The sequence below is a fragment of the Streptomyces sp. DSM 40750 genome, from assembly GCF_024612035.1.
Classification (GTDB): Bacteria; Actinomycetota; Actinomycetes; order Streptomycetales; family Streptomycetaceae; genus Streptomyces.
This window is the reverse complement of sequence record NZ_CP102513.1, coordinates 8,209,265-8,236,071: the sequence shown is the minus strand read 5'-3', so window position 1 is coordinate 8,236,071 and position 26,807 is coordinate 8,209,265. Positions and strand designations below refer to the sequence as shown.

At 69.6% G+C, this 26,807-nt stretch carries 22 protein-coding genes and 2 pseudogenes; 11 read left to right on the top strand and 13 right to left on the bottom strand.

Annotated features, from left to right (window positions below; translation table 11 throughout):
- The first annotated feature begins 70 nt into the window (after window positions 1-70).
- The 3 genes from JIX55_RS36675 to JIX55_RS36665 all read left to right on the top strand — a co-directional run bounded on the left by JIX55_RS36675 (window position 71) and on the right by JIX55_RS36665 (window position 2,583).
- Window positions 71-916, top strand: coding sequence for a glutamate ABC transporter substrate-binding protein (locus JIX55_RS36675; protein WP_257567510.1), 846 nt, complete (start codon window positions 71-73; stop codon window positions 914-916).
- A 78-nt stretch (window positions 917-994) separates the two neighbouring features.
- A complete protein-coding gene (locus JIX55_RS36670) occupies window positions 995-1,660 on the top strand; it encodes an amino acid ABC transporter permease (RefSeq protein WP_257567509.1) in 666 nt (221 codons plus the stop codon).
- Complete coding sequence (locus tag JIX55_RS36665) at window positions 1,657-2,583, top strand: amino acid ABC transporter permease (RefSeq protein ID WP_257567508.1); 927 nt, start codon at window positions 1,657-1,659, stop codon at window positions 2,581-2,583. The genes JIX55_RS36670 and JIX55_RS36665 overlap by 4 nt, the downstream gene beginning before the upstream one ends.
- A gap of 520 nt (window positions 2,584-3,103) precedes the next feature.
- On the opposite strand, the gene JIX55_RS36655 is transcribed toward JIX55_RS36665, so the two are convergent.
- A complete protein-coding gene (locus JIX55_RS36655; RefSeq protein ID WP_257567507.1) occupies window positions 3,104-4,741 on the bottom strand; it encodes an AfsR/SARP family transcriptional regulator in 1,638 nt (545 codons plus the stop codon).
- 590 nt (window positions 4,742-5,331) lie between these two features.
- On the opposite strand from JIX55_RS36655, the gene JIX55_RS36650 reads away from it, so the two are divergent.
- Window positions 5,332-5,655, top strand: coding sequence for a hypothetical protein (locus JIX55_RS36650; RefSeq protein ID WP_257567506.1), 324 nt, complete (start codon window positions 5,332-5,334; stop codon window positions 5,653-5,655).
- A gap of 506 nt (window positions 5,656-6,161) precedes the next feature.
- On the opposite strand, the pseudogene JIX55_RS36645 reads toward JIX55_RS36650, so the two are convergent.
- Window positions 6,162-6,586, bottom strand: a pseudogene (locus JIX55_RS36645) (transposase); the annotation flags it as partial.
- A 556-nt stretch (window positions 6,587-7,142) separates the two neighbouring features.
- Between JIX55_RS36645 and JIX55_RS36640 the strand changes: the two are divergent.
- From JIX55_RS36640 to JIX55_RS36635, 3 genes are all read left to right on the top strand, one after another.
- Window positions 7,143-8,834 (top strand): FAD-dependent monooxygenase, encoded by a 1,692-nt coding sequence (locus tag JIX55_RS36640; RefSeq protein ID WP_257567505.1) that lies wholly within the window; start codon window positions 7,143-7,145, stop codon window positions 8,832-8,834.
- A 91-nt stretch (window positions 8,835-8,925) separates the two neighbouring features.
- A complete protein-coding gene (locus JIX55_RS51570; protein WP_309474643.1) occupies window positions 8,926-9,012 on the top strand; it encodes a putative leader peptide in 87 nt (28 codons plus the stop codon).
- 79 nt (window positions 9,013-9,091) lie between these two features.
- Window positions 9,092-9,631, top strand: a complete 540-nt coding sequence (locus JIX55_RS36635) for a cysteine dioxygenase (protein ID WP_257567504.1) — start codon at window positions 9,092-9,094, stop codon at window positions 9,629-9,631.
- A gap of 91 nt (window positions 9,632-9,722) precedes the next feature.
- Here the strand turns inward: JIX55_RS36635 and recX are convergent, their stop codons facing one another.
- The 4 genes from recX to JIX55_RS36615 all read right to left on the bottom strand — a co-directional run bounded on the left by recX (window position 9,723) and on the right by JIX55_RS36615 (window position 13,814).
- Entirely contained in the window at window positions 9,723-10,655 is a 933-nt protein-coding gene (gene recX, locus JIX55_RS36630) for a recombination regulator RecX (protein WP_257567503.1), read from the bottom strand.
- Window positions 10,656-10,658: 3 nt separating this feature from the next.
- The gene (recA, locus tag JIX55_RS36625) at window positions 10,659-11,780 is read right to left on the bottom strand and encodes a recombinase RecA (protein WP_257567502.1); all 1,122 of its coding nucleotides are present in this window, start codon (window positions 11,778-11,780) and stop codon (window positions 10,659-10,661) included.
- A 296-nt stretch (window positions 11,781-12,076) separates the two neighbouring features.
- Window positions 12,077-13,525, bottom strand: coding sequence for an AI-2E family transporter (locus JIX55_RS36620; protein ID WP_257567501.1), 1,449 nt, complete (start codon window positions 13,523-13,525; stop codon window positions 12,077-12,079).
- A gap of 94 nt (window positions 13,526-13,619) precedes the next feature.
- Window positions 13,620-13,814 (bottom strand): DUF3046 domain-containing protein, encoded by a 195-nt coding sequence (locus JIX55_RS36615; RefSeq protein WP_257567500.1) that lies wholly within the window; start codon window positions 13,812-13,814, stop codon window positions 13,620-13,622.
- A 79-nt stretch (window positions 13,815-13,893) separates the two neighbouring features.
- Between JIX55_RS36615 and JIX55_RS36610 the strand changes: the two genes are divergently transcribed.
- Complete coding sequence (locus JIX55_RS36610) at window positions 13,894-14,838, top strand: hypothetical protein (protein ID WP_257567499.1); 945 nt, start codon at window positions 13,894-13,896, stop codon at window positions 14,836-14,838.
- 140 nt (window positions 14,839-14,978) lie between these two features.
- On the opposite strand, the pseudogene JIX55_RS36605 reads toward JIX55_RS36610, so the two are convergent.
- Window positions 14,979-15,291 (bottom strand): annotated as a pseudogene (locus tag JIX55_RS36605) (AzlD domain-containing protein).
- A gap of 301 nt (window positions 15,292-15,592) precedes the next feature.
- Between JIX55_RS36605 and JIX55_RS36600 the strand changes: the two are divergent.
- From JIX55_RS36600 to JIX55_RS36590, 3 genes are all read left to right on the top strand, one after another.
- Window positions 15,593-20,461: an ATP-dependent helicase gene (locus tag JIX55_RS36600; protein ID WP_257567498.1), complete on the top strand. Its 4,869-nt coding sequence runs from the start codon at window positions 15,593-15,595 to the stop codon at window positions 20,459-20,461.
- 178 nt (window positions 20,462-20,639) lie between these two features.
- Window positions 20,640-21,494: an Fpg/Nei family DNA glycosylase gene (locus tag JIX55_RS36595; protein ID WP_257567497.1), complete on the top strand. Its 855-nt coding sequence runs from the start codon at window positions 20,640-20,642 to the stop codon at window positions 21,492-21,494.
- 32 nt (window positions 21,495-21,526) lie between these two features.
- Entirely contained in the window at window positions 21,527-22,291 is a 765-nt protein-coding gene (locus tag JIX55_RS36590; protein WP_257567496.1) for an SDR family NAD(P)-dependent oxidoreductase, read from the top strand.
- Here JIX55_RS36590 and JIX55_RS36585 read toward each other — a convergent pair.
- The 6 genes from JIX55_RS36585 to rimO form a co-directional block, all read right to left on the bottom strand.
- Window positions 22,239-22,520 (bottom strand): hypothetical protein, encoded by a 282-nt coding sequence (locus tag JIX55_RS36585; RefSeq protein WP_257567495.1) that lies wholly within the window; start codon window positions 22,518-22,520, stop codon window positions 22,239-22,241. The genes JIX55_RS36590 and JIX55_RS36585 overlap by 53 nt on opposite strands.
- A gap of 230 nt (window positions 22,521-22,750) precedes the next feature.
- Window positions 22,751-23,221, bottom strand: a complete 471-nt coding sequence (locus JIX55_RS36580; protein WP_257569603.1) for a Dps family protein — start codon at window positions 23,219-23,221, stop codon at window positions 22,751-22,753.
- Between the two features lie 277 nt (window positions 23,222-23,498).
- A complete protein-coding gene (locus JIX55_RS36575) occupies window positions 23,499-23,876 on the bottom strand; it encodes a helix-turn-helix domain-containing protein (protein ID WP_005481441.1) in 378 nt (125 codons plus the stop codon).
- A 109-nt stretch (window positions 23,877-23,985) separates the two neighbouring features.
- Window positions 23,986-24,531, bottom strand: a complete 546-nt coding sequence (locus JIX55_RS36570) for a CinA family protein (RefSeq protein WP_257567493.1) — start codon at window positions 24,529-24,531, stop codon at window positions 23,986-23,988.
- Window positions 24,528-25,259, bottom strand: coding sequence for a CDP-diacylglycerol--glycerol-3-phosphate 3-phosphatidyltransferase (gene pgsA / locus JIX55_RS36565; RefSeq protein WP_257567492.1), 732 nt, complete (start codon window positions 25,257-25,259; stop codon window positions 24,528-24,530). Before pgsA ends, JIX55_RS36570 begins: the two co-directional genes overlap by 4 nt.
- Window positions 25,256-26,737, bottom strand: coding sequence for a 30S ribosomal protein S12 methylthiotransferase RimO (rimO, locus tag JIX55_RS36560; protein WP_257567491.1), 1,482 nt, complete (start codon window positions 26,735-26,737; stop codon window positions 25,256-25,258). Before rimO ends, pgsA begins: the two co-directional genes overlap by 4 nt.
- Window positions 26,738-26,807: the final 70 nt, after the last annotated feature.

The following is a 26,807-nucleotide window of genomic DNA, read 5'->3' as shown; positions in this document are numbered from 1 at the left end:
CCGGCCCCCGGCACCCGGCACCCGGCACCATGACGGTCCGCATCTCTTCACCACTCAAAGGATGTTCACCATGAAGCTTCGCAAGGCCTCCGCCGCAGCGGCCACCGCTCTCGTCCTCGCTCTTACGGCTACCGCTTGTGGCGGTGACAACGGCGACGACAACGGGTCGGACACCGGCTCCGGCGGCGACACGATCAAGATTGGCATCAAGTTCGATCAGCCGGGCATCGGCCAGAAGACTGCCGACGGCGACTACACGGGCTTCGACGTCGACGTCGCGACGTACGTCGCGAAGGAGCTCGGCTACGACGCAGACCAGATCGAGTGGAAGGAAGCGAAGAGCGCCGACCGCGAGACGATGCTCGAGCGCGGTGACGTGGACTTCATCGCCGCCTCGTACTCGATCAACGACGAGCGCGACAAGAAGGTCGACTTCGCCGGGCCGTACCTTCTCGCCCACCAGGACATCCTGATTCGTGCCGACGACAACTCGATCACGAAGCCGGAGGACCTGAACGAGAAGAACCTCTGCTCGGTGGCCGGCTCGACCTCGGCGCAGAACGTCAAGGACAAGATCGCCCCGAAGGCCAACCTGCAGACGTACGGCGGCTATTCGGAGTGCCTGACCGGCCTGGAAAACAAGGCCGTTGACGCGTTGACCACCGACGACTCCATCCTCGCCGGGTACGCGGCGCAGGAGCAGTTCAAGGGGAAGTTCAAGCTCGCCGGCTTCAAGCTGAGCAACGAGAACTACGGCATCGGCGTCCAGGAGGGCAGCGACCTCAAGGCCAAGATCAACACCGCCCTGGAGAAGATGGTCTCCGACAAGTCCTGGGACGAGGCCGTGAAGGCCAACTTCGGCCCGGCGAACTACAAGAACGAGCCCGCGCCGAAGATCGGCGACATCGTCAAGTGAAGCAGGGCGACCGGGTAGGCGCGCCGTCCTCGGTGGCGGCGCGCCACGCCCTCCCCCTACCCGGAAGCGCGGGAGATCGTGTTCGACTTTCTTGAAGGCTATGACCTGCTAGAGGCGTTCTGGACGACGGTGCAGCTCACCGTCCTCTCAGCCGTCGGCTCCCTGATCTGGGGGACCCTGCTCGCTGCCATGCGGGTCAGCCCCGTCCCTCTGATGCGCGGCTTCGGCACCGCCTACGTGAACGTCGTGCGGAACATTCCCTTGACGATCATCATCCTCTTCACGTCGCTGGGTCTCTTCCAGACCCTGGGCTTCGACATGGGATCCGACCGGTTCGAGACCACCAATTTCCGGCTCGCCGTGCTCGGTCTGATCGCCTACACCGCGGCGTTCGTCTGTGAGGCACTGCGCTCCGGCATCAACACCGTGCCGGTCGGCCAGGCCGAGGCGGCCCGCGCCATCGGGCTGAACTTCACCCAGGTGCTGACCCTGGTGATCCTTCCCCAGGCGTTCCGCTCCGTCGTGGGGCCGCTGGCGAACGTACTGATCGCCCTGACCAAGAACACCACGGTCGCCGCGGCGATCGGCGTGGCCGAGGCGGCGTTCCTGATGAAGGAGATGATCGAGAACGAGGCCCAGCTCATCCTCATCTCCGCCATTTTCGCGTTCGGGTTCGTCTGCCTCACCCTCCCGACCGGTCTGATCCTCGGCTGGGTGAGCAAGAAGGTGGCGGTGAAGCGATGAGTCAGGTCCTGTACGACGTCCCCGGGCCCCGGGCCAAGCGTCGGAACGTCCTCCTCTCGGTCCTGTTCGTGGTCGCCCTTGCCGCCGCTCTGTGGTGGGTGTACGCCAAGCTCGACGAGAAGAACCAGCTCGACTGGGCGAAGTGGTCGCCCTTCTTCACGGACTCCCGGTCGTGGACCACGTACATTCTGCCGGGCCTGGAGAACACCCTCATCGCGGCGGCCCTCGCCATGGTCATCGCCCTGCCGCTCGGCGCGCTCTTCGGCATCACGCGGCTCTCCGACCACTGGTGGGTGCGGTGGCCCTCCGGCGCGGTGGTGGAGTTCTTCCGCGCCATCCCGGTGCTGATCCTGATGCTCTTCGCCAACGCGGCATACGCCGAGTTCACCGACATCAGCACGGAGAACCGCCCGCTCTACGCGGTCGTCACCGGCCTCGTGCTGTACAACGCCTCGGTCCTCGCGGAGATCGTGCGGGCCGGCATCCTCTCCCTGCCGAAGGGGCAGTCGGAAGCCGCGATGGCGATCGGTCTGCGCAAGAACCAGACGATGCGGTTCGTCCTGCTGCCGCAGTCGGTCACGGCGATGCTGCCCGCGATCGTCAGCCAGCTGGTCGTCATCGTGAAGGACACCGCGCTCGGTGGCGCACTGATCAACTTCTCCGAGCTGCTGGCGGCGGTTCGCCCGATGAGCTCGTTCTACGGCGCGAACACCATCGCCAGCTTCACCGTCGTAGCCGTGATCTTCGTGGCCCTCAACTTCGCACTCACCACCTTCGCGAGCTGGCTGGAGGGCAGGCTGCGGCGGGGCAAGAAGTCCACGGGAGCGGTGGTGCCGGCGGACGCTGTCGCTGGCACCATGGCGACCGGGGCGGAAGGCGGGGGCGCCATAGGAGTCGGCGATATCGGGAAGACCGACACCTGAGAGCCGCATCAAATAGCTCAGACGAATCCAAAATTCTTACCGCACATTGAGATGGCCTGCCGGATGCATCCGGCAGGCCATTCATATTCTCTTGATACCACTGGTGAGGTAATCGAGATTGTCTACAGCAAGGCCGATGGGTGCTTTCCTTTAAGCGGGAAGCAGATACTCTCCGCCAAATGAAGCTCCCAGGACTCCGTCGTTCTTGCGGGCGGCTCGACGGAGCCGTTATGGGCTCCGCAGATGGGCCAGGACGACCAGAGCCTCCTGGAAGAAGCCAGCTTCCGCCACGGCGAGTTGAGCTCACGCCTTCGGGCGTAAATGAGCCAGGAGACATGCTCGACCGCCCTCGTGCGGGACGTCGAGCATGGAAGGATACGGAACCAACAGAGCTCCTCAGTCGCCGGTGTGATGAGTGAGATCACCACGCCGACGACAAGGGCTCTGCCACGTAATCACCCTCGCAACCAGCCCATTTCGCCCCTGCAGCACAGAATGAAAGGCTCGGTGAATCCGGCACCTACGCCGGCCCTGACCTCGGGGCCGGAGTGCACGCCGAGGAGCCGGAACAGCCAAGCGGTGTCGGTCGTGCGGGCAGAGTACGACCACAAGGACGCCATGGGGATATCAGTGGCGGATCGGGGTCGACGTGCGCGTCGAGACGGTAGTTCGCATCGCTAAGTTTTGCCGTCAGGGCCCCCAGTCGGCAGTCCGGGTGGACGGCGGCGCGGGCGGCGATGATCGCCAAGGCTAGTGGGAGGCCGGCACATGCGTCGATGGTCTGTCCTATGGCTTCCGGTTCGGCGGTGGTCCTTTGTGCGCGGAGTCGGCGTGTCAGAAATCGGCGGGCGTCGTCGGCATCGAGTGGCGCGAGGCTGATCGGGCAAGCTCCGTGGGCGATCAGGCTGGAAAGCCGATTGCGGCTGGTGATGACCACCAGGCTGCCGGACATGCCTGGAAGGAGCGGGCGAACCTGGTTGGCGTCGCGGGCGTTGTCCAAGACCACCAGGACCCGCTTGTCGGCTAGCAGACTGCGGTACAGGCCGGCTTGGGCGTCCAGGTCTGTCGGGATTCTCTCCGGCGGCACGCCCAAAGCATCGAGGAAGATACGGATGGCTTCGGCCGGTTCCATCGGTTGTGCAACCGGGCCACAGCCCCGCAGGTCGACATACAGCTGCCCGTCGGGGAAACGGTCGGCAATGTGGTGCGCCCAGTGGACTGCCAGCGCAGTCTTGCCGATCCCGGCCATGCCGATGATCGCGGCGACTACCACTTCTCCAGGCCGGTCGACACTATCGTTGCCGTTGGACAACAGCTCATTCAACTCGGCAAGCTGCGACTCCCGTCCGGTGAAATGAGCGGCCGAGGCTGGTAGCTGCTTGGGCACCACCCGATCTGGCGATGCCTCCAGTCGGGGCACCGCAGCGGGGTGCTGCAACTGAGGGTCGCCTGCCAAGATCTGCTGATGCAACTGCTCCACCAGTGCTGACGGCTTGATTCCCAGTTCGTCGTCCAGTAGCCGATACAGGCGCTGATACACCTCCAACGCTTCCCCTTGCCTCCCAGCTCGATACAGGCTGAGCATCAACAACCGCCACAGGCCCTCGCGCAACGGATGCACCGTGGTCAACGCTTCCAGTTCGGCCGCTGCTGCGGTGGGCGCTCCTGACTCCAACTCCGCGCTCAGACACTGCTCGGTGACTTCGATACGCAGCTCATCGAGCAGTCTGGCCTTCTCGCGCACCGATGGGACGTCGATGCCAGAAAACGCCGCCGCGCCGCGCCACAAACCCAACCCCCCCTTAAACGCATTGACCGCGTCCCCGAATTGCCTGTGCTGCAACGCTTGCCGCCCCTGGGCGGACAGCGCCTCAAACCGGTACATATCCACCGACGCATCCGCAACCTCCAACGCATATCCGCCAGCCCGACCGCGCAACACCACACCACAATCGAATCGACTCAACTGCTTGCGTATTTGGTAGACATACGCCCGTAGCGTCGCTTTAGCTCCTTCCGGGGGGCGGCCGGCCCATAATTGATCGATCAGCCAGTCACGCTCGGCCACTTGGTTCACGTCAAGCAGCAGCAACGCCAACAGGGTCCGTGGCTTGGCGGCATCTAACGCAACCGGCCGACCGCCCAGCGCCAGTTCCACCGGCCCGAGCGCCCGAAGCTCCACTGTGCCTACTGACATATCGACTCCCACTTGTGTCGCAATTGCCCAATTAGCGCATAGCTGCAACCGATTCCAACTCTCGCCCCACATCTATGCCACATTTTCACCACCGCGTCAGGGAAATATCTGAGATCGAGCAATCAAGCGCGATCGCCGCAAAAAGGAGAAAGCAGGTGCAAAAATTGCCAAAGATTACACTCATTCGGCGGACCATCACCACCGCGGCATTTGGAGTGCTCCTGACCGGTATCTTCTCGCTCGGCGCCGGGGCACCCGCATCAGCTTCTGAAGTCGGCGCCACGGCACGGCCCACCGGTTGCCACTATGAGCTGCTTGGCGACTGGGCCTCTGCCCGATGCCAGAACATCAACGGCGGGTCCTACCGAGCTCTCATCATCTGCAAGGATCCGGAGACCGGAAAGGCGCGAGAATTCACTGGCGGGTGGACGCAGAGGCACCGATCCGACGCGTACTGCCAGGGAGGCTACACCAAGGGCATATCCGCGGGCATCGAGACTCGAGTGACTGGCTAGAAATCGGACGGTTCGATCAAGAAAGGACCAACGGCAATGAAGAAGACATGCGCGATGCTGTTCGCTGCCATTGCGATGGCAACCCTCGGACTCCAAGGCACCGCCAATGCAGCCTCCACAGCATGGCCGACCGGATGCGAATATCGGAAATACTTCGGTGATGACGCCGCCTCGGAAGCCTGGTGCGATCGCAGCAATGGCGGAAGCTATAAAGCGGCCGTAATATGCACGCCTCTCGATGGCGGCAATGACGTCCATCACGAAGCGACGGCCTGGAAAAGAAGCGGGATCTCCTACGCCTTTTGTCCGCCGAGAACCCGTTACAAGTCCGCCGGCATCGTAACAAGGTCCACCCATTAGGTAGAGCCGTTGGATAGCGCCTCACGCAGCGATCAACTGCGAGGCCCGACTAGCGAATGCGGCGTCCTATCAAAATTCCTGGATGGGGCGCCGCATCCATTGCGCCGCTACGACCTTCAACGTAAGTGTTACCGGCCAGCCCCGCGACACTGGACAAAGAACTCGTCAACCGAGACAGGCCCTTAATCTCGTGATTCACAAATCCCCCTCTGATTTCTCTGGTCAAGCACGATAGTCACACCGCCAAACTGTGCGACGTAAGAGGATTATGAGATTCTTGAGCTAAATTTGAGCTTACGACTTCGAACGCGCGACAATTCGCCAAATGAATGACAGAAAGCGTTCTAGCCTCGATCTTGCATGAGGGTCCGTCAGCTTGCTGACGGACCCTCTCCGCTCGTTCAGGGCGGAGATTTTTGCGTCGGGGCAGGTTGCTGTCGCGTCGGGGGCGCCGGGTTCCACGGTTCCGGTCGTGGTGGTGCTGCTCGTACGGACGGAATGCTGCTGTTGGGCAGGGCTTCGAGCCGGTCGGGGGCGTCTGTCATGACGTCGGTGCAGGGCCAGTGGGCCGCGAGGCTGAGGATGCGGCGGCGTCCGGTGGTGATGAGCTGGGCGGCGGCGGAGAATAGCCGCAGCCGCAAACGGCGGGGCCCCACAGCCGGGAGCCGCCGGTGAGAGCGAGCATCGGCATCCAGGCCAGCAGGTCCAGGGCTATCTGGACGGTCTCCAGCCAGATCAGGTTCTGCGCTGCGTCATGCAGTGGCAGGTTGCGCAGACCGGTGGAGCGGGCGGCGCGGATGCGTTCCTCGGCGCGGGCCCGCTGACGGCGGCGCAGTTCTGGCTCGGCGATCGGGATGTGCTCGGTGTTTGTGGCGTAGCACGTCAGCTGCATCCTGTCGGCGTCGGTGTAGCGCAACTGGGTGCCGGGGTGGTTGAGTCGGCCCGCAGCGCGGTCCGGGTTTGCCACCGGTCCGTTTCTGCGGGCCGCTCGCCGAGTGAAGCAGGCCGCCGACGCGGTGTCCGTGGCTCGGCCCGACGCCGCACGTCTCGGCACCGCTGGGTCACTCCGCGATGCTCGCGCATGCTGTCCTCACCGCATCCTCGCAGGTCATCGGTACCTTTCTGCTGCCAGTGCGGCAGCTCGCCCCATTCCGCTGAATGATCGGGGTTAACCCAGAAAGCGGGCGTAGCCTCGTCATCAGCCCACAGACGGTGAAGGGCCATGTCCGGGCCATACACTCGAAGCTGGGCGCCCCACTCGTGTTTCACGCCGCTCGCGTGGCATAGCTCGCACACGGCGCGACAGCAAGCATCGCGGTGTACGTACTGGTGAACCTCGGAGACAGCGGCCCGACCGCCACTGCCCTCCGTCGCTTGACGCAAGCACCGGCAATGGGTTGCATACGTTCTGTGATCGTGCACCCTGCTCCATCTTCCTGTTCACCCACGTCCGCCCGGACGTCACGTCGGGCAGGGAGCGCCGCGCCGTGGACCCGGTGATCATCGTGGGAGCGGGGCCCGTGGGGCTCACGCTCGCCCTTGCGCTGGCGCGCCAGGAGGTGCCGTCCGTGGTCCTGGACGAGGGGCCGGGGAAGGACGAGCAGCGGCTCGCTCGGACGGTCGTCCTGCACGACGACACGGCCGCGCTGCTGGAACGGTTGTCCGGCGTCCCGCTCACGCAGGCCGGCTACCGCTGGGCCGGATGGCGGTCGATGCGGCGCAAGCAGGTGATGCGTCAGGTCCGGTTCGGGGAAACCGACGTCGACGACGAGGCGGTCCCGCCCCGGGAAGGCTCAAAGGGTGCCCGCACCGGCCCCGAGGACGTCGTCGAGGGCTCCGCGGACCTCCCCCCGCTCCACATCGCCCAGCATGTCCTGACCGCCGCCCTGCGCGACGCCATCGCCGGCGAACGGCTCGTCAAGGTCGCCGTGGAGAGCCGGCTCGACGCCGTCGAGCAGGAGACGTCGGGCGTCACGGCCCACACCCGTGGCCCCAAGAGCACCTGGTGGCGCGGGAGTTATCTGGTGGGCTGCGACGGGCCGCGCTCGACGGTCCGCAAGCTCCAGGACATCCGCTTCCCCGGTCGTACGGCGGTGGAGCGGCACGCGGTGGCGGCGCTCCGCGCGGAACTTCCCTGGCGAGGCGAAGCGTTGCTGCACCGCATGCCGCCGTGGCGTACCTCGGGTCCGTCCGGCGGGGAGATCACCGCACGGCCGCTCGACGAGGGCGTCTGGCGTCTGGACTGGCTGCTGCCGCCGGGCAAGGACCTCGTCACACCCGAACTCCTCGTGGCCCGCGTCCGCGAAACCCTCGCCGGCTGGGCGGGCGGCTCCACACCGCCGTACGACCTGCTGGACACCGGCGTCCACACCGTGCACCACCGGCTCGCCCGACGGTGGCGGGTCGGCCGGGTCTTCCTCGCCGGGGACGCCGCGCACCTGCTCGGGGCACTGGGGACCCAGGGTCTCGACGAGGGGCTGCGGGACGCCGACAACCTCGCCTGGAAACTGGCCCTGGCCTGGCACCACGGCCCGCACGAGGCGCTGCTCGACAGCTACCAGGCGGAGCGGCGCGCGGTCGTCGCCGCCCGGCTGCGCGCCGCCGACCAGGTGCTGCCCCTGCTGCGCGGCGGCAAGGGCCTGCGCTCGTACGTCCCCGGCTCGGCCCGGGGCCATGACGCGTTGCTCGCGGACGGCCACTTGGGGCGCGGGGCCCTGGGTGCGCCGGGGGCGTACGCCGACTCGCCGCTCATGCCTCCGCCCGCCGCCTCCGAAACTCCTGTCGACACACCACGGGGCTCCCAGGTCGTCGATGTAGAGGTGACCGCCGAGGACGGCTCCTTCGTACCCCTGCGGGACCGCCTCGGGCGCGGGGCGCTGCTGGTGGTGCTGGTCGCACCGGGCACCGGCGTGTGGGAGCGCAAGCACTGGATGAGCGCCGGCCTCATGCCCCGTCTCGCCGCCGCCGTCGCCGCCCTCCCGCGCCCCGCCGAACTACTCGTCGCCGAGAGCTACCCGGGCGCCGCCGCCCACACCGTCCTCCTCATCCGCCCCGACGGCCACCTCGTCACCGCCCTGACCGGCGTACGCCCCGCCGAGCTGTACACGGCGGCGGAGACGACGCTGGGCGGCGCGAAGCAACAGGCCGAGACCACCGGCGCGGCCGCGAATTCGCGGTGAAAGACCCGAATTCTCCGGACTGGCCGTCACTGTATGTCCACATAGTGACGGCCGGTTGACCGCTCCGCGCTGTCATGGTGTACTCCGGTCCGTGATCGACACCTCTACGCGCCTGTGGCGGAGGGTCCATATGGACCTCGTCCGCTATGCGGGCTGCGTGTGTCGTCCGTCCTGCTGAATTCGCTTCTCCCTTCACTTGCGCGCCGCCTCTGTTTGCGCCGCGCGCCCCCACGCGAACGCACCTCAGGACGGTATCCGTGTCTGTGTCTCCCACTGCTCCTTCCATCTCCGCGCCGGCCGTCTCCGGCCCCACTCAGGCGGAACTGCTCGACTTCGCGCGCCGGACGGCCGCCGACGCCGCGCTGATCGCCTCGCTCCCGCTCGACCCCGAGGGCCGCACCTGGGTGCGGCTCGAAGGCCCCGGCGGCAGCGAGGCCTGGCTCATCGGCTGGCCTCCCGGCACCGGGACCGGCTGGCACGACCACGCCGACTCGGTGGGCGCCTTCGTCACCGCCGCGGGCGAACTCAAGGAGTACTCGCTTGCCGCCCGGCTGCCCACCGACGGTTGGAAGACCCTCGAACTCACCGAAGGCGTCGACCGCGAGCGGCAGCTGTCCGCAGGCAAGGGCCGCTCCTTCGGACGCCACCACGTGCACGAGGTGCTGAACGAGTCCACCGAGGAGCACGCGATCTCCGTCCACGCCTACTACCCGCCCCTGCCCCGCATCCGCCGCTACAGCCGAACGGGACATGTGCTGCGTCTGGAGCACGTCGAGCGCCCGGAAGACTGGCAGTGAGCGCATGACGCGCACGGCCCGAAGGGCTCGGCACACGGCTGGGCTCCCGGTGACCGCCGCATAGAGGGCGCCGTCCGGCCCAGCCCCCCGCTCAGTACCCCGCGTCCTCCAGCCCCTCCGTGTCCTCCCCCTCGTCCTCCAGCGCCTGTCGGACCACCCGGAGGGCCATGCCCTCGGGGTATCCCTTGCGGGCGAGCATGCCGGCGAGACGGCGGAGGCGTCTGTCGCGGTCGAGGCCTCGGGTGGAGCGCAGCTTGCGGACGACGAGCTCGCGCGCGGTGGTCTCCTCCTGTTCGGAGTCGAGCTGGGAGACGGCCTCGTCGATCAGCGCCGAGTCGACGCCCTTGGTACGCAGCTCCTGGGCCAGGGCTCGCCGGGCCAGGCCTCGGCCGTGGTGCCGGGACTCCACCCAGGCGTCCGCGAACGCGCTGTCGTTGATCAGTCCGACCTCCTCGAACCGTGACAGCACCTCGTCCGCCACGTCCTCGGGGATCTCTCGCTTGTGCAGGGCGTCCGCGAGCTGCTTGCGGGTGCGCGGGGTCCCGGTGAGCAGGCGCAGGCAGATCGCGCGCGCCCGCTCAGCCGGGTCCCCTGAGGACTCCCCTTTCTCGGCCCTCGACGAGAAAGACGAACCCCCGTCCTGCGGACCCTCGTCGTCCGGGCCGTCGCCCGAGTCTCCGAAGCCACGCCGTCGACCACCTCGGCCGCCGCGCCTGCCACGCGCGTCGCCGCCCGTGCCGCGCGAGGCGCCGCCGCCGCGTCGACGGGTGCCGACGGCCGAGCCCGCACCGGAGCGCGAGCCGTCCTCCCGGCGACCGGCAACGCCGTCACCGTCGTACGACTCGCCGTCGTGGGACTCGCCGTCATGGGGTCCGTCCGGGCCGTACGACGACGAGTCGTCGTGCGGTCCGAACCCGTACCCGCTCGCGGCGGATCCACCGGTACCCCCGCCGGTGCCCCCACGCCCCCGGCTCTCGGGGGCACTGGGGTATGCGTACTCGCCCCAGTCCGTTCTGCGTGTCACGGACTAGCTCTTCGCCGTCGCGGCCTTGGTCTTGGTGGTCTTGGCAGCCGGGGCGGGCACCGTCTTCGCGGCGTCGTCCGTGGCCGAGACCGCCGCGTCCGTGCCCGGCTCGGCGGTGGGCTCCTCGGGCCGGACGCCGACGCCCAGCTTCTCCTTGATCTTCTTCTCGATCTCGTTGGCGAGGTCGGGGTTGTCCTTCAGGAAGTTGCGGGCGTTCTCCTTGCCCTGGCCGAGCTGGTCACCTTCATACGTGTACCAGGCACCGGCCTTACGGACGAAGCCGTTCTCCACACCCATGTCGATCAGACCGCCCTCGCGGCTGATGCCCTGCCCGTAGAGGATGTCGAACTCGGCCTGCTTGAAGGGCGGCGCGACCTTGTTCTTGACGACCTTGACGCGGGTGCGGTTGCCGACCGCGTCGGTGCCGTCCTTCAGTGTCTCGATGCGTCGGATGTCGAGTCGCACCGAGGCGTAGAACTTCAGCGCGCGGCCACCGGTCGTGGTCTCCGGGGAGCCGAACATCACGCCGATCTTCTCGCGGAGCTGGTTGATGAAGATGGCGGTGGTCTTGGACTGGTTGAGCGCGCTGGTGATCTTCCGCAGGGCCTGGCTCATCAGGCGGGCCTGCAGACCCACGTGGCTGTCGCCCATCTCGCCCTCGATCTCGGCGCGCGGGACGAGTGCGGCGACGGAGTCGATGACGATGAGGTCGAGGGCGCCGGAGCGGACCAGCATGTCCACGATCTCCAGGGCCTGCTCGCCGTTGTCCGGCTGGGACAGGATCAGGTTGTCGATGTCGACGCCGAGCTTCTTCGCGTACTCGGGGTCGAGGGCGTGCTCGGCGTCCACGAAGGCCACCTGGCCGCCGGCCTTCTGCGCGTTCGCCACCGCGTGCAGAGTCAGGGTCGTCTTGCCGGAGGACTCCGGGCCGTACACCTCCACCACTCGGCCGCGCGGCAGGCCGCCGACACCGAGGGCGACGTCGAGTGCGGTCGACCCGGTGGGGATGACCTCGATGGGCTCGTTCGGCCGCTCGCCGAGGCGCATCACCGCGCCCTTGCCGAACTGTCGTTCAATCTGTGCGAGCGCGGCGTCGAGCGCCTTCTCGCGGTCGGTTCCTGCCATGGGTTCCACCCGATTTGCTTGAGTCGATCGCTTCACGTGAAAGACGCTAACGCCTGCCACTGACAATGGGCCCCGATGTCCGCCCGGCCTGTGGATAACTCGGGCACTTCCGTACGAAAACCATGTCGAACTCCCGCCGAGACCCTCGCCGGAGCCTCCATAAGAATGGATGTTCGATTTTGGTGTCAAGCGCACCACGTGGCCCTCGGAGGACTTCCGGAAGAGCGGGTTCACGCGGAGACCGCACCCGAATGCCGGGGCTCGGCACCGGGTGGAGGGCTACGGCGACAGCCGCCCTACGGGGTGCCGCCCTCGGGCCTGCCGCCATCCTCGGACCCGGGCCCGCCCAGAGCCTCTGTGTCCCCGCCCGGGGACTCCGTGTCCCGGCGCGGGGTGTCGTCGTCCCGCCGGGTGTTCGCGGAGTCGTCCGCCGACTGCCTCGTGCCCCGCTTCTGGTCCAGCTTCTCCTCCAGCCGCTTGCGCACGCGTATGAGAACGTCGCCGTCGGTCCCATCCTCCTCCCGGGCCTGGTGCGGCCGCTTCCGCAGGCGGGCGAGGAGGTTGCCCGAGCCGCGCCTGCGGTGCCCGTGCACCCGGGGGTCGTCCGTGACGTCGTACCGCTTCACGTACGCCCCGAGGAAGGCCTGCAGGGTGGCGATGGCGGGGATGGCGATGAGCGCGCCGACGGCGCCGAGGAGCGCGGTGCCCGCGACGACCGAACCGAAGGCGACGGCCGGGTGGATGTCCACGGTCTTCGAGGTCAGCTTGGGCTGCAGCACATAGTTCTCGAACTGCTGGTAGATCACCACGAAGACGAGGACCCACAGCGCATACCAGGGGTTGACCGTGAAGGCGATCAGCATCGGCAGGGCACCCGCGAGATAGGTGCCGATGGTGGGGATGAACTGCGAGACCAGACCGACCCAGACCGCGAGCGCGGGCGCGTAGGGCACGTCGAGGTACTCCAGCAGGACATAGTGCGCCGCGCCGGAGATCAGCGCCATCAGACCGCGTGAGTACAGATAGCCGCCGGTCTTGTCGACTGCGATCTCCCACGCGCGCAGAACCTCGGCCTGCCTGGCGGGCGGCAGCACGGAGCACAGCGCGCGCCGCAGCCGTGGGCCGTCGGCGGCGAAGTAGAACGAGAACAGCGCGATCGTCAACAGCTGGAAGAGGCCGCCCAGGACCTGTGCCGAGACATCGAGGACGCCCGTGGCGCTGTTCTGCACGTACTTCTGCAGCCAGTCGGAGCGGAGCAGCCCCTCCTGGATGTCGACGCGTTTGAGCTCGGTGTGGAAACTGCTGTTGATCCAGCTGATGACGGAGTCGAGGTACGCCGGGAAGTCCTCGACCATCTTGATGATCTGACCGGCGAGCATCGAGCCGAGCAGGGTGACGAATCCGGCGGCCCCGATCAGCGTGATCATGAAGACCAGGAAGGTGGCGAAGCCCCTGCGCAGGCCCTTGGAGGCCATCCAGCTCACTGCGGGCTCGATCGCGAGCGCGAGGAAGAACGCGATGAGGATGTTGATCAGCAGCCCGATGAGCTGGTGGAACGCCCAGCTGCCCAGCTGGAAGACGGCGACAAGGGAGAGCGCCAGCACCATCGCGCGCGGCAGCCAGCGGGGCATGCGGCCGCTCGACGCGGCACCGGGCTCCGGACCGGCCGGGGGCCGGGTGGGCGGTGTCGTGCCGAACGGGGATGACTGGTGCTCGAACTGCGCGGTCTCGTCTGTGGGGGCCACGGACCAAGTCTCGCCCACGCCGCCGACAATCAGTCGCCGCCCCCGGATCCTCCGGTCCAACGACCGGCGGCCACCTGGTGAAGTACGTGGATTTTCAGCGGTTTTCGGCTGGAACACCCATGGTCGTGCACACCACGCGCCACACGTCCTTGGCCTCCCAGCCGGCGTCCAGCGCCTGGTGGACCGTGCGCCCGCCGAGGCCGGACATCACGTGATCGCGCGCGAAGGTGTCGGCGTAGCCCTCACCGAAGTGATCCGCCATCCGCTGCCAGAAGACCGTCAACCGCATGAGTCCAGTATCCCGCCCCAGGGGGTGGGCCTGGCCGGGACGGCTTGCCGATACCGCTTTCCGCCCTACGGTCGGACCCATGGCCGAAACCGGAGCATCCCCACTCCCCTCGTCGTCCCCTGCGCACACCCCGCTCGCCCGCGCCGAGCAGTTCGTCTGGCTGACCGCACGCGTGCTGGAGCAGCGCCGCTTCGCGTACCACTTCCTGGACGGGAGCGCCGACGCGGTGGAGACCGCGCTGGCCGCCTACCGCAACGCCGACGAGGGGTACGGCCACGCGCTCGAACCCGATCTGCGCGGGCCGGTGAGCCAGCCGCTGCACACCGGGCACGCGTTGCGTGTCCTGGACTCGATCGGGCGCTGCGGCGGGCAGCGGGTGGAGCGCGTGTGCCGCTATCTGACCTCGGTGTCGACCCCGGACGGCGCCCTTCCGGCGGTGCACCCCAGCCAGCGCGGCTACCCGGCGGCCCCGTTCGTGCCGATCGTCGACGACCCGCCCAGTGATCTGCTGGCCACCGGGCCCGTGGTGGGCCTCTTGCACCGCAACCAGGTGTGGCACGCGTGGCTGTTCCGCGCCACCGACTTCTGCTGGCAGGCGATCGAGTCCCTGGAGAAGTCGCACCCCTACGAGGTCCACGCCGCGGTGGCGTTCCTGGAGTCCGTGCCCGATCGCCCGCGCGCCCAGGCGGCCGCCGACCGGCTCGGCCGCCTGGTGCGTGAGCACCGGCTCGCCACGCTGGATCCGGCGCGGCCGAACGACTACCCGGTGTCCGCCGGTTACGCACCGGGCGAGCACCACTACCCGCACGACTTCGCGCGCACTCCGGAGTCGCTCGCGCGCGCGTGGTTCACCGACGAGGAGATGGCCCGCTCCCTCGACTTCCTGGCGAACGAGCAGGCAGAGGACGGCGGTTGGCCCATCCGCTGGCGGCAGTGGGCCCCGAGCACCGCCATGGAGAGCCGCCCGATCGTGACGATCGAGGCGCTGCGGACGCTGCGGGCGTATGGGCGGTCGATCGGCTGAGGGGTTGGGGTTCGGCGAGAGGGCCGCCACGCGTGCGTGCCGCCCAAACAGGGTCCACGCGCGTGTGTGCCGACGAGTACGGGTGCATGCGCGCGTGCCGGACGAATACGGTCCACGTGCGCGTGCCGCCACCAGCCGCGTCAGCCCGTCACCGCCCGCACCCCCGCCGTCACGATCACCGCCGCGGCCACGACGAGCAGGAAGGGGGCGCACAGGAGCAGCGCGACGGCGACTGCGGCGAGCCCCACGGCCCTCGCGTCCAGCACACCCGGTCATGTCCTGCCGGCGAACGTCTGCTGGGCCGTGAGGGCGGCGAGAAGGGCCACCGGCAACAGGGCGGCGAGGCGCTGGACGAGCGGCCGTTCCAGGGCGCCGTCGGGGACAAAGCAGGCCGATGAGCTTGGCGGCGTAGCAGCCGACGTCGGTCGCGAGGATCCCGATCCAGGCGTTCATCGGGACTCCCCCTGTCCACCGTCCGGCCGGTTGTCGGCCCTTCGCCGCCCCTCGGCCCAGAGGACTGCCGGGGCGGCCTACGCGGTCGACACCGGGCAACTCCGCGTACTGTCAGTGCCTCGCCCGCTCCCCCGAACCCGCCATGCCCCCTCTGCGTCGTGCGCCGTACGGGTGATGGCGGCAGAGCCCCAACGGCCCGCACCGGTATCAGCCGGAAGCGGCGCAGTTCGCCCGTCCTCGCCCACCCGACGCCTTTCCGCAGGTCAGGGCCCTTGTCAGTGGGTGGGTGCAGGATGGGGGCATGGTCAGCTCCGCAGATCGAGCCCTCGACGGCTTCTCCCCCGCGACCCGCGCCTGGTTCACGGGGGCCTTCTCCGCGCCCACCGCGGCCCAGGCCGGGGCGTGGCGGGCGATCGGCGAGGGCTCGGACGTGCTGGTGGTCGCCCCGACCGGGTCGGGCAAGACGCTGGCCGCGTTCCTCGCCGCGCTGGACCAGCTGGCGTCGAGCCCGCCCCCGGCCGACCCGAGGAAGCGCTGCCGGGTGCTGTATGTGTCACCGCTGAAGGCCCTCGCGGTGGACGTGGAGCGGAACCTGCGCAGTCCGCTGACCGGTATCCGTCACGAGTCGGTGCGCCTGGGCCTGCCCGAGCCCGAGGTGAAGGTGGGCATCCGCTCCGGCGACACCCCGGCCGCCGAGCGCCGGGCCCTGTCCACGCGCCCGCCGGACATCCTGATCACCACCCCCGAGTCGCTGTTCCTGATGCTGACGTCGGCCACGCGCGACGCGCTCACGGGCGTGGAGACAGTGATCCTGGACGAGGTGCACGCGGTCGCGGGCACCAAGCGCGGCGCCCACCTGGCGCTCTCCCTGGAGCGGCTGGACGAGCTGCTGCCCAGGCCCGCGCGCCGTATCGGTCTGTCCGCCACCGTGCGTCCCGTCGACGAGGTCGCGCGCTACCTCTCGCCGCGCCGCAGGGTGGAGATCGTCCAGCCGCCGTCCGGCAAGGAGTTCGACCTCTCGGTGGTCGTGCCGGTGGAGGATCTGGGCGAGTTGGGCGGCTCCCCGGTCGCCGACGGCAACGAGGGCGCGGAACGTCCGTCGATCTGGCCGCACGTCGAGGAGCGCATCGCCGACCTCGTCCAGGCCCACCGCTCCACGATCGTGTTCGCCAACTCCCGTCGCCTCGCGGAGCGGCTGTGCAACCGGCTCAACGAGATCGCGTACGAGCGGGCCACCGGTGAGTCCCTTGACGAGCATCACGCCCCGGCCGAGCTGATGGGCGGCTCGGGCGCGGCCCAGGGCGCGCCCCCGGTCCTCGCCCGGGCCCACCACGGGTCGGTCTCCAAGGAGCAGCGCGCCCTGGTCGAGGAGGACCTGAAGGCGGGCCGACTGCCGGCCGTGGTCGCCACCTCCAGCCTCGAACTGGGCATCGACATGGGCGCGGTGGACCTCGTCGTCCAGGTGGAGTCGCCGCCCTCGGTCGCCTCCGGCCTGCAGCGCGTGGGCCGCGCGGGACACCAGGTGGGAGCGGTCTCCACGGGTGTGGTCTTCCCCAAGTACCGCGGCGACCTGGTCCAGTCGGCCGTGGTCACCGAGCGGATGCGCAGCGGCTCCATCGAGTCTCTGAGGGTCCCCGGCAATCCGCTGGACGTTCTGGCGCAGCAGGTCGTCGCCATGACCTCGATGGACACCTGGCAGTTCGACGATCTCCTCGCCACCGTCCGCCGCGCCGCGCCGTTCGCCGCGCTCCCCGAGTCCGCGTTCACGGCCGTCCTCGACATGCTCGCGGGCCGCTATCCGTCCGACGCGTTCGCGGAGCTGCGCCCGCGCGTGGTGTGGGACCGGGTCGCCGGCACGATCACGGGGCGCCCGGGCGCCCAGCGCCTCGCGGTGACCTCCGGGGGCACAATCCCCGACCGCGGCCTCTTCGGGGTCTTCCTCGCGGGCGCCGACCCCAAGAAGGGCGGCGGCCGGGTCGGCGAGCTCGACGAGGAGATGGTGTACGAGTCCCGGGTCGGGGACGTCTTCACCCTCGGCACCAGTTCCTGGCGCATCGAGGACATCACGCGCGACCGGGTGCTGGTCTCCCCCGCCCCGGGCGTCCCGGGCCGTCTGCCCTTCTGGAAGGGCGACCAGCTCGGCCGTCCGCTCGAACTGGGCCGTGCGGTCGGCGCGTTCCTGCGCGAGGTGGGCTCCCTGTCCCAGGAGGACGCCCGGCTGCGCCTGCTGACCGCCGGCCTCGATGCCTGGGCCGCGGACAATGTGCTCTCCTACCTCACCGAACAGCGCGAGGCCTGCGGCCACGTCCCCGACGACCGCACGATCGTCGTCGAACGCTTCCGCGACGAGCTGGGCGACTGGCGGGTCGTCGTCCATTCCCCCTTCGGCGCCCAGGTCCACGCCCCCTGGGCCCTCGCCCTCGGCGCGAAGCTCTCCGAGCGCTACGGCATGGACGCCCAGGTCATGCACGCCGACGACGGCATCGTGCTCCGCCTGCCCGACGCCGATCTGATGGGCCTGGACCTGCTCGACATGGAGCCCATGAAGGCGGGCACGGAGTACGACGCCGAGCAGGCCCCGCTCGGCGCGGCGGACGTCGCCTTCGACAAGGCCGAGGTCGACCAGATCGTCACCGATCAGGTGGGCGGCTCGGCGCTCTTCGCGTCCCGCTTCCGCGAGTGCGCCGCCCGTGCGCTCCTGCTGCCCCGCCGCAGCCCCGGCAAGCGCACACCGCTGTGGCAGCAGCGCCAGCGCGCGGCTCAACTGCTCCAGGTCGCCAGCGAGTTCGGCTCGTTCCCGATCGTCCTGGAGGCGGTCCGCGAATGCCTCCAGGACGTCTTCGACGTCCCCGGCCTCACCGAGCTGATGGGCGACATCGAGTCCCGCAAGGTCCGCCTCGTCGAGGTCACCACGCCGGAACCCTCCCCCTTCGCCCGCTCCCTCCTCTTCGGTTACGTCGCCCAGTTCCTGTACGAGGGCGACTCCCCGCTCGCCGAGCGCCGAGCCGCTGCCCTGTCGCTGGACTCCCGGCTGCTCGCGGAGCTGCTGGGCCAGGCGGAGCTGCGCGAGCTGCTCGACGCCGAGGTGCTGGTCGAGCTGGAGCGGGAGCTCCGGTGGCTCACCGAGGACCGCCGCGTCAAGGACGCCGAAGGCGTCGCCGACCTGCTCCGCATGCTCGGGCCGCTCACGGACTCCGAGTTGGCCGAGCGCGGCGCCGAGCCGCAGTGGGCGCGGGAGCTGGCCGGGGCCCGCCGCGCCATCCGGGTCCGGATCGCCGGCACCGACCACTGGGCGGCGATCGAGGACGCGGGCCGCCTGCGCGACGCACTCGGTACGGCTCTGCCGGTCGGCGTCCCGGAGGCCTTCACCGAGCCGGTCAAGGACCCCCTCGGCGATCTCCTCGCCCGGTACGCGCGCACCCACGGCCCGTTCACCTCGGCCACGGCCGCCGCGCGCTTCGGTCTCGGCGTGGCCGTCACGGACGGGGCACTCCATCGCCTGGCGGCGAACGGTCGTGTCGTCCAGGGCGAGTTCCACCCGGCGGGCATCGGCCAGGAGTGGTGCGACGCGGCCGTGCTGCGCCGTCTGCGCCGCCGCTCCCTGGCAGCCCTGCGGCACGAGCTGGAGCCGGTGCCACCCGCCGCCCTCGCGCAGTTCCTGCCGCAGTGGCAGCACGTGGGCGGCCGCCACGGGCTGCGCGGCATCGACGGTCTGGTGCGCGCGATCGAGCAGCTGCAGGGCGCCTCCGTCCCCGCCTCCGCCCTGGAGAAGCTGGTCCTGCCGTCCCGGGTCGCCCCCTACACGCCCGCGATGCTCGACGAACTCACCGCGGCCGGCGAAGTCGTATGGGCGGGCGCCGGAGCCCTCCCCGGCAAGGACGGCTGGGTCTCGCTGTACCTGGCGGACACGGCCCCGCTCCTCCTCCCGCCCCCGCACCCCCTGGAACTGACGGCGCTCCACCAGTCGATCCTGGACACCCTCTCCGGGGGCTACGGCCTGTTCTTCCGTCAGATCGCCGACCAGGTCCGCGCGACCACCCATCCCGACGTCACGGATCCCCAACTGGCCGACGCCGTCTGGGACCTGGCCTGGTCCGGCCGGCTCACCAACGACACACTCGCCCCCATGCGCTCCCTGCTGGGCTCGGGCCGCACCGCCGGCTCCACCGCCCACCGCGCCAAGCGCACCGTCCCGCGCGGCCGGTACGGCTCCCTCACCGCCGCCGCACGCCCCCAGTCCCGTACGGGCCCGCCCACGGTCGCCGGCCGCTGGTCCCTGCTCCCCGCCCACGAGTCCGACCGCACTGTCCGCGCCCACGCGCTGGCCCGCACCCTCCTCGACCGACACGGCGTCGTGACCCGCGGCGCCGTTGCCGCCGAGGGCGTCGAAGGCGGCTTCTCCGCCACCTACCGCGTCCTCTCCGTCTTCGAAGAGAGCGGCCAGGCCCGCCGCGGCTATGTGGTCGAGGGCCTGGGTGCCGCCCAGTTCGCGATGGACGGCGCCGTGGACCGCCTACGAGCAGTGGCCAACGCCCGCGAACGAAACGAGCCCCTGCCGAGCCCCACCCCGGACGGCTTCACCGACAGCCACGGCTCGACTGCGGCTCCGTCACCGACTCCCTGGGACGACTTCCCCGACGGCAGCCACGGCGAGCACGACTCGTACGACGAAGGCGACCCCTACAGCCGAGGCAGCACATACGACCAAGGCGGTTCCCCCACCCGCCCCAGCCCGTACGGCCGAGGCGGCCCTCCGAACCGCACCCGCCCCACCCCCTCCCCCCGAGCCGTCGTCCTGGCCGCCGCCGACCCCGCGAACGCCTACGGCGCCGCCCTCCCCTGGCCAGATCCGCCCACCGAGGCCGGACACAAACCGGGCCGCAAGGCGGGCTCCCTGGTAGTCCTCGTCGACGGTGAACTGACCCTCTACATGGAGCGCGGCGGCAAGACCCTGCTGGCCTGGCCCGCCGACCCGGACGGCAGGCCCATGGACGACCCCCGCCTCCGCCCGGCCGCGGAAGCCCTGTCCGCGGCGGCCCGCGCGGGCTCCCTCGGCACGGTCACGGTGGAACGCGTGAACGGCACCTCCGCCCTCACTTCCCCCCACGGCCCCCTCCTGGAAGGAGCAGGCTTCATCGCAACCCCTCGCGGCCTGCGCATCCGAGCGTGAACCCATCCATTCCCGGCCCGAAAAGGGACGCGGGGAACAGCGCGCCCAGCCACCCACGACCCGCACCCGCCAACCACATCCGAACCCCCGAGCTGTCAGGCGCCCCACCCACCACCAGCCGCCCACGAAGCACCCTCAGCCCCAGCCACCAGCCCCCAACCCATGCCACCCTTGACCCATGCCCGAAGGTGACACCGTCTGGCAAACGGCGAGACGACTTCACACCGCCCTCGCCGGCAAGGTCCTGTCCCGCTCCGACCTACGCGTACCGAAGTACGCCACGGCCGACCTCACCGGTCGCACCGTCCTGGACGTCACACCCCGCGGCAAGCATCTCCTCACCCGCATCGAAGGCGGCCTGACCCTCCACTCCCACCTCCGCATGGACGGCTCCTGGAAGGTGTACCGCAACGGCGAGCGCTGGAGCGGCGGCCCCGCGCACCAGATCCGCGCGATCCTCGGCACCGCCGACCGCACGGCCGTGGGCTACCGCCTCCCCGTGCTGGAGTTGATCCGCACCACCGACGAGCACCGCACCGTCGGTCACCTCGGCCCCGACCTGCTCGGCCCGGACTGGGACCCCGACCAGGCCCTCGCCAACCTCCTGAGCGACCCCGCCCGCCCCCTCGGCGAGGCGCTCCTGGACCAGCGCAACCTCGCCGGTATCGGCAATGTCTACAAGAGCGAGCTCTGCTTCCTGCTGCGGGTCACCCCCTGGCTCCCCGTCGGCGCCCTCCCCGAGGACAGGGCCGCCCGGCTGCCCACCCTCGCGAAGAAGCTCCTCGAAGCCAACCGCGACCGCCCGATCCGCAGTACGACGGGCCACCGCCACCACGACCTCTTCGTGTACGGCCGAGCCCCCCGCCCCTGCCTGCGCTGTCACACCTCCATCCGCGCGGCCGACCAGGGCGACGGCTCCCGCGAACGCCCCACCTACTGGTGCCCCACCTGCCAAACAGGCCCCGCCCCACTACCGGGCACACCCCGGGCGGCACGCCCGAACCCCCGCTCTCAACGCCGCACACCCAATTGACGGACCGTCAGAAACGCTCGTACCGTCGCCTCATGCCCATCCCGGCGTACGACCTCACCGGCCGCACCGCGTTCGTCACCGGCGCCGGCAGCGGTATCGGCCGCGCGTCGGCCGCGCTGCTCGCCGAGGCGGGCGCCACCGTGCACTGCGCGGACCGCGACGCACAGGGCCTGCACGAGACGGCGACCTTGATCAAGGCCAGAAGCGGCACCGCACACACCCACCACCTCGACGTCACCGACCGCACCCAGCTCGCGCAAGCGGTGGCCGCCTGCGAACAGCTCCATGTGATGGCGGCGATCGCCGGCATCATGCACAGCAGCCCGGTGCTGGAGACCCTGGACGAGGACCTCGACCGACTGTGGAACGTCAACTTCAAAGGCGTGCTCCACGCCTGCCGGGAAGCGGCCCACCGGATGATCGCCGACGGGACGCGGGGCAGCATTGTCACCATGGCCTCCGGCGCCGTCGACACCGGCGGTCCGGGGTTGCTCTGCTACGGCGTGACCAAGGCCGCAGTGGTCCAGCTGACGAAGACCCTGGCGACGGAGGTCGGCCGGCACGGCATCCGCGTCAACGCGGTCGCGCCGGGCTGGATCCGTACGCCCATGACCGATCGCCACGACAGCGAGGCACAGGCGCGGACGGAGTCCTTCATGGCCCGGCTGTCACCGCTGGGCCGGGTCGGGGAGCCCGACGACATCGCGCACGCCGTGCTGCACCTCGCCTCCGACGCCTCGGCGTTCACCACGGGCCAGATCCTCCGCCCGAACGGCGGGGTGGCCATGCCCTGGTGACCGCGCTCCCCGGCACCGGCCCACCCCCCGCGCCCCCTGACGCGCCCCCCGACCGCCCGACCGCCCGACCCTTCGGCACGCAGTGCACAGGCAGGAGACTCAACCCCCACCCCCCGGCCGCGACCGCCCCCTCCACCGCGCCGGCATCCGGCACCAGCGCGAGTCGCAGCACACCCCACCACCACAGCGCACCGAATCCCAGAGCCACCCCCCAGCGGACTATTCGCATGGCCGCCACCTCCAGGCCTCCGGCCCCCAGAACGACGCTAGACGGTTCTCGTCACGGCCGGAGAGGGCGCACCACCGGCACAGGGACGCACGGCCCCCTCACGAGGACCGCACCCGCAGGGCACCCGATGCGCCCCGCGGTCACACACCGCCCTCCCCACGCCCCCGCCGCCCCCACCGGTCACGGGAAGCCGACAACCCTTCGGGCAACCGCTCGCGTCCGCCGCGGCACTACCCGTTCTCCGCCTGGAACATCCAGTGGTGCTTCTCAAGATCCGCCGTGATCCCGATGAAGATGTCCTGGCTCACCGGATCCGCCTCGGCGGTGCTCTCCACCCGCGCCCGCATCCGGGTGATCACCGCGCGGAGCGCGTCCACCAGGGTCCCCACCGCGTCCGTGTCCTTGACCCAGCCGTCGGGAACCCTGCCGATACCGCTGCTCGCGGCCACCGTCCCGGCCCGCCCGTCCGGTGAGACACCGAGGGTGGAAGCGCGTTCGGCGACCGTGTCGGAGTGCAGCCGGGCGGTGTCCACGACCTCGTCCAGCTGAAGGTGCACGGAACGGAAGCGCGGCCCGACCACATTCCAGTGGATCTGCTTGGCCAGGAGGGAGAGATCGACAAGATCGACCAGCGCACCTTGCAGCGCCTCGGAGACGGTCTTGAGATCGGCCTCGGACAGCGGGCTCTTCACCACGTACATCAGCACGCTCCGGTTCTTGATACGACCGTTCGATCATCTGACTACATGCAGCCGTACGAACGAATCGCGCGCACGCCCCCGAGCCCGCCCCTCCACCATGACCGCACACCACCACCCCGGCAAACGGGAGCCCCAGCGCCCCGAGCCGGCACGCGCCTCCGCCCCCGGACAACACAAAAGCCCCGGCCGGCACCCCCAGGTCTCCCTGGAGGCCCGCCCGGGGCTCCCGCTTCGTCTCGCTACTTCATCGGCGCGCGCCGAACCTCACACACGGCCGTCACGCCGCGACGACATCCACCGCTTCGGCGGGCGCCTTGATCGTGACCCGCTCCGGTGGCACACCGGCCACCGAGACGGAGTTGAGCATGGGTCGACGCACTGGTGCTGGCACCGGCTCGGTGGCCGCTGCGGACTGGGCCAGCTCGGCAAGGGCGAGCTCGTCGCTCACTTCCCGCATGAGCTCGGACATCCGTACGTCCAGCGCGTCGCAAATGGCGGAGAGCAGCTCGGAGGAAGCCTCCTTCTGCCCCCGCTCCACCTCGGAGAGATAGCCGAGTGAGACTCGGGCGGACGAGGAGACTTCGCGCAGAGTACGGCCCTGGCGCTGGCGCTGCCGACGCAGCACGTCACCAAGCAGGCGACGGAGCAGAATCATCGGTGGCTCCCTCCTCGGACCGCGTAGCCGCATCCTTCACGCCCCACCGTACCGCCTTGCGCTGCGGCCGTGCGGGGAGCGCTGTTGTGTTCACTCAGGGCTGCAAACATCAAGTCCCCCCGTTCTGTTCCGTATCCTGTGCCCGCTCATTCCCGGTCTGTTCGCCCGCAAGCTCCTGAAGGAGCAGTGCGAGTACGCTCCGTACACTCTCCATACGGATTTCCGTCCGGCCGCCGTTCAACCGCAACGACGACACTTTCCCGCCACCGAATACGCCGGAAACCGTCGCGGAGGGCCCGGCGACGGCCACATGGACCGTGCCGACGGGCTGGCCGTCCTGTGGTTCCGGGCCGGCGACTCCGGTGGTCGAAATCCCCCAGTCGGCGCCGAGCGCCTTGCGTACGCCCTCCGCCATCTGGGCCGCGACCTGCGGATCCACCGCTCCATGCTGGTCCAGGAGGGTGGCATCGACACCGAGCAGCTGGTGCTTCAGCTCGGTGGCGTACGCGGTGACCGAGCCCCGGAAGACCTTGGAGGACCCCGGGACCGCGGTGATCGCGGCCGCGACCAGACCACCGGTCAGCGACTCGGCGACAGCGAGCGTCTCGCCCCTCACCGTCAGTAGTCGCAGCACGTCGGCGGTCGTGGAAGTCAACGTTCCGCCTCCTCCGCCGCGGCCTCGCGCTCGGCGATTCCCTGCCGGCGCAGCACAATGGCCTGTCTCACATAGTCGAGTCCGGTGACGACGGTCAGGACGACCGCCCCGGCCATCACCCACCACCTCAGGGTGGCCAGGGGCCCCTCCAGCACCAGGACGTACATCCCGACGGCCACGCCCTGCGTGAGGGTCTTCAGCTTGCCGCCGCGGCTGGCCGGGATGACTCCGTACCGGATGACGATGAAACGCAGAAGGGTGATCCCGAGTTCCCGGCCGAGGATGACCCCCGTCACCCACCAGGGCAGATCACCGAGGGACGACAGACAGATCAACGCGGCACCCATGATCGCCTTGTCGGCTATGGGGTCGGCGATCTTCCCGAAGTCGGTGACGAGGTCGTACGTCCGGGCCAGGTGGCCGTCGAAGACATCGGTGATCATGGCGACGGCGAAGGCGGCCCATGCCCAGGCCCGCCAGACCGGGTCGTACCCGCCGTCCATGAGCATCAGCACGACGAAGCCCGGCACGAGCACCAGGCGGACCATGGTGAGGATGTTCGCGATGTTCCAGAGGCTGGCCTGGTTGACGGCGGCAGCGCCCAGCTTCCCGCCCCGCACGGACTTCGGGCCTCCGGGAGCGCTCGGGGCGCTGGGAACGCCGGAGGCGCTGGTAGCGCCCTTGGCGCCGGAGGTGCCGCCCGCCGCGGATGCCGGGACTCCCGTCATCTGGCCGCCTCCTCAGTACACACGAGGGAACCGAGCGAGCCCGGAAGCACCTCGGCCACCAGGTCGACGCCTTCGGTGCCGACCACCTTCGCCTCGACCATAAGGCCGACGCTCAAACCCTCGCCGCTCGTGAACAGCACCTGACCGTCCGTCTCGGGCGCCTGGTGCGCGGCCCGGCCGTAGGCGCCCTCGTCCCCGTCGACCGACTCGACCAGCACGCGCACGGTCTGTCCGACACGCTCCTCGGCGCGCTGCGAGACCAGCTCCTCCGCCAGCCGCGAGATGCGCGCGAGGCGCTCGGCGACCACGTCCTCGTCCAGCTTGTTCTCGTACGTCGCCGCTTCGGTGCCCTCCTCGTCGGAGTACCCGAAGACACCGATGGCGTCCAGTCTCGCGCCGTTCAGGAACCGCTCCAGCTCCGCGAGGTCGTCCTCGGTCTCGCCGGGGAAGCCCACGATGAAGTTGGACCGCACCCCGGCCTCGGGGGCCTTGCCACGGATGGTGTCGAGCAGTTCCAGGAAGCGGTCGGTGTCGCCGAAGCGGCGCATCGAGCGCAGCACGGCGGGGGCGGAGTGCTGGAAGGACAGGTCGAAGTAGGGCACGACCTTGGGTGTGGAAGTGAGCACGTCGATGAGGCCCGGCCGCATCTCGGCGGGCTGGAGATAGCTCACACGCACCCGCTCGATGCCGTCGACCTCGGCGAGCTCGGGCAGCAGGGACTCCAGCAGCCGGATGTCGCCCAGGTCCTTGCCGTACGAGGTGTTGTTCTCGGAGACCAGCATGACCTCCTTGACGCCCTGCTCGGCCAGCCAGCGCGTCTCGTTCAGCACGTCCGAGGGACGGCGCGAGATGAAGGAGCCGCGGAAGGAGGGGATGGCGCAGAAGGAGCAGCGGCGGTCGCAGCCGGAGGCGAGCTTCACGGAGGCGACAGGCGAGCCGTCCAGACGGCGGCGCAGCGGTGAGCGCGGCCCGGAAGCCGGAGCGAGGCCTTCCGGGAGATCGACGGGGGCGTGCCCCGGAAGCGCGACCTCGGCCGCGGACTCCTGGCGCTCGGCCGGGCTGATCGGCAGCAGCTTGCGCCGGTCGCGCGGGGTGTGCGAGGCGTGGATGCCGCCGTTCAGGATGGTCTGGAGGCGGTCGGAGATGTCCGCGTAGTCGTCGAAGCCGAGCACGCCGTCGGCCTCGGGCAGCGCCTCGGCGAGCTCCTTGCCGTACCGCTCGGCCATGCAGCCGACCGCAACGACGGCCTGGGTTCTGCCATGTCCCTTGAGGTCGTTGGCCTCCAGGAGCGCGTCGACGGAGTCCTTCTTGGCGGCTTCGACGAAGCCACAGGTGTTGACGACCGCGACGTCCGCTTCCTCGGCGTCCTCGACGAGCTCCCAGCCGTCCGCCTCCAAGCGGCCTGCGAGCTCCTCCGAGTCCACCTCGTTACGGGCGCAGCCAAGAGTGACGAGTGCGACGGTACGGCGTTCAGGCATGGGCTCAAGACTACTTCGTCCCACAGACAGCCCACGTCGACGGGGTTGGCCGATCTTGGCCAACCCCGTG